We start from the raw sequence: 2,907 nt of genomic DNA, 5'->3' as shown, positions 1-2,907 counted from the left end.
CTCGCGGGGGCACTGGCCCTGTACGGGCACGGCATGTCGGTCGCCGCGCAGACGGCCGCGGTCCTGCGGAGGGAGGCCGGGGCCCACGGGGTGGAGGCCCCGGGCCTCGCGCGGCGCGCACAGCGGGCGATGGCGAAGCCGGTCGACGCGGCCTGGGAGCTGGCGATGGGGCAGGACGTGTTCTACCCGGAGGTCCGGGGCGGCGGGCCGAGCCTGCGGGACAGGGTGCTGGCCCGCTATGTGGACCGGCTGGTGAGGACGAGCTGCGGACGGTTCAGCATGGTGGAGGACCTCTCGGACGTCACCTCCCTCCAGGCCCCGCTGACCACCCTGGTCCGGCCGCGCGTTCTGCTGGGGGCCGTACGGGGCCCGCAGTACCCGCCGCTGAGCGGACCGCCCCTGACGGCACGGGAGCGGGCCCTCGTCGGGAGCACGGCGGGGTGACGGGCCGCCGTGCGGAGGCGGGCTCTCCGGACGGGTTGAGCACGGAAGGGTGGACATCGGCGTGCCGACGCGCCGAATGCCCCGAATCCCTTCGCCGGCGGCACCCGTTGGGAGCAAGATGGGACCGGGCAGAGAGGCACCGCCTGGCGGGGCGTGATCTCAGTGGGGTGAGGAAGATGGTCTGGCGGCACACGGACGCGGAGACCCCCGTACGGCGCGGAGCCGACGGACAGTTCTACGTGGCCGCGCGCGACGTCACCGCGATGCTCCGGGACATGGCGCGGACGTTCGACCTACAGGCACGCTCCGGGGAATCCGCCTGGACGGCGGACGGCGATTCGGCCCCGTCCCCGCTGGACGAGGCCACGATGCACACGGTCGCGAGCATCCTGCGCGCGCAGGCGGACGAGATGGACGTCCAGCTCATCGCCATCGCCGACGAGCACCGCTTCGACTGAGCCGAGGCTGAGGCTGAAGGTGAGGCTGAGACTGAGGCGGCCCGGATCGGGGTCGGACCGTCGCGGCGGGGACGTGGCGCGCGGCCGCGACCCCGGCCGACGGACCGTGCCGAGCCGTGCCGAGCCGAGCCGTGCCGAGCCGAGCCGACGGTCAGGGCCGGTTCAGGCCCCAGGTCTGCAGGACGAAGGGGCGTCCCTTCTCGTCCCCGGTGATCAGCGGGACGTCGAGCAGCGTGAAGCCCGCCTTGCCGGCCACGGCGGCGCTCGCGGCGTTCTCCGCCTCCAGTTCCAGGATCACCTGCTCCACGCCCCACTCCTCGAACGCGTACGCGGCCATCACCCGCACCGCCCGCGCCGCCAGCCCCCGCCCCCGGTGCGCGGGACCGACCGCGTAGCCGATCTCCGCGCCCTCGGGGGCCCGCCGCAGCATGATCTCGCCCAGCGGAGCGCCACCGTCGACGGTGATGGCGAGCAGGATGGTCGTCCCCTCGCGGCGCAGTTCCCGATCCCGGACCAGCCGGGTGCGGGCCGCCTCGGCGTCGAAGGGCGAGACGATGGGCGTCCAGTACGCGATGTCCGGGTGGTCGAACAGCGCCGGCATGGCGGCGAGGTCCGCCTCCGTCCAGTCACGCAGGACGAGCCCCTCCCCCGACAGCTCGATCCGCTCGGGCAACGGTGACGGGGTGCTGCTGCTCATGCTGGGGACCTCCTCGGCCGGTTCATGACGAGGCAAGATAACCGGCGGAGGGGCGGCCGCACGCATCTTTTTCCGCCGGAGCACCCCGACGGCACGACACCCGCGCGCCGGGAGCCGTCTTGAGCCGGGACGGGCTACTCGGCTGCGCCGATCACGGTGTCGCGTGCGGCGTACCAGCGCAGGGAGTCCCGGATCCCGTCCTCGACGGAGTGTTCCGCCTTCCAGCCGAGCAGCTCGTGGGCGAGGTCGACGCGGGCGTAGGCACCCGCCGTGTCGCCGGGCCTGCGGTCGGCCTCGACGGCTGCCAGCGGGGAGCCGGTGACTGCTTCGAAGGCGGTGACGAGCTCGCGGACGGTCGTCCCGCGGCCCGTGCCCAGGTTGATGACGTGGTAGGGGGCGGTCCGCGTGACGGCGTCGAACCGTTCGACGGCCCTGACGTGGGCGGCGGCCAGGTCCCAGACGTGGACGTAGTCGCGGATGCCGGTGCCGTCGTGGGTGGGGTAGTCGGTGCCGGTGATGGTGAACGGCTCGCCCGCGTGGTGCACGTCGATCATCTTGCCGAGGGCGTGCGTGGGGGTGCGGATCTGGAGGCCGGTGCGGAGCTCGGGGTCGGCGCCGATCGGGTTGAAGTAGCGCAGCGAGATGACGTTGAGGGTTCCGGCCGCGGCGATGTCGCGCAGGATCGTCTCGAACGTGGCCTTGGTGCGGGCGTACGGGCTGAGCGTTTCGAGGGGTGACTCCTCGTCGACGGAGAAGTCGGAGGGGTCGGCCCGGTAGATGGAGGCCGAGCTGCTGAACAGCAGGTTCCGGCAGTCGTTGCGGACGAGGTGTTCGAGGAACTGGATGCCCTTCGAGACGTTCTCGCGGTAGTAGCCGAGCGGGTTGGCGACCGAGTCGGGGACGACGATCAGGGCGGCGCAGTCCACGGCGGTCCGGATGTCGGGGTGCTCGCTGAAGATCCGGTCGATCAGGGGCCCGTCGCTGATGTCGCCCTCGTAGAAGACGCGGCCTTCGGTGAACTCGCGCCGGCCGGTGGCGAGGTTGTCGAGGATGACGGGGGTGATGCCGTGGTCCGTGCAGGCGGAGGCGATGGTGCTGCCGATGAAGCCGGCGCCCCCTGCGATGAGTACCTTCAAGGTTCTGGTCCTCGTTCGGTTCGTCGGTGCGGTCGTACCGCCAGGTCATGCGGAGGGTAACGGAACCCGCTTCCCCTATCGGGATCGAGCGCTCCGGACCGGACGGCGCCGGCGGAGCCCCCGACCCGCAGGGGGAGCCCTGCTGCCTGGTGCTCGAACTCTGCGACGGCGG

General features: G+C 72.4%; 3 protein-coding genes and 1 pseudogene. 2 read left to right on the top strand and 2 right to left on the bottom strand.

The genetic code is table 11. From position 1 onward, the window contains the following. Positions 1–444 (top strand): annotated as a pseudogene (locus tag AB0O29_RS34820) (pyridine nucleotide-disulfide oxidoreductase); the annotation flags it as partial. Positions 445–611: 167 nt separating this feature from the next. Next, a complete protein-coding gene (locus tag AB0O29_RS34815; protein ID WP_365160137.1) occupies positions 612–902 on the top strand; it encodes a hypothetical protein in 291 nt (96 codons plus the stop codon). 151 nt (positions 903–1,053) lie between these two features. On the opposite strand, the gene AB0O29_RS34810 is transcribed toward AB0O29_RS34815, so the two are convergent. Both AB0O29_RS34810 and galE read right to left on the bottom strand, forming a co-directional pair. Next, entirely contained in the window at positions 1,054–1,599 is a 546-nt protein-coding gene (locus tag AB0O29_RS34810) for a GNAT family N-acetyltransferase (RefSeq protein ID WP_365160134.1), read from the bottom strand. Positions 1,600–1,733: 134 nt separating this feature from the next. Further along, positions 1,734–2,735 (bottom strand): UDP-glucose 4-epimerase GalE, encoded by a 1,002-nt coding sequence (gene galE / locus AB0O29_RS34805; protein ID WP_365160131.1) that lies wholly within the window; start codon positions 2,733–2,735, stop codon positions 1,734–1,736. Between the last annotated feature and the right edge of the window lie 172 nt (positions 2,736–2,907).

The organism is Streptomyces sp. NPDC089915 (assembly GCF_040684675.1).
Lineage (GTDB): Bacteria > Actinomycetota > Actinomycetes > Streptomycetales > Streptomycetaceae > Streptomyces.
This window is presented reverse-complemented; position numbering and strand designations above follow the sequence as displayed.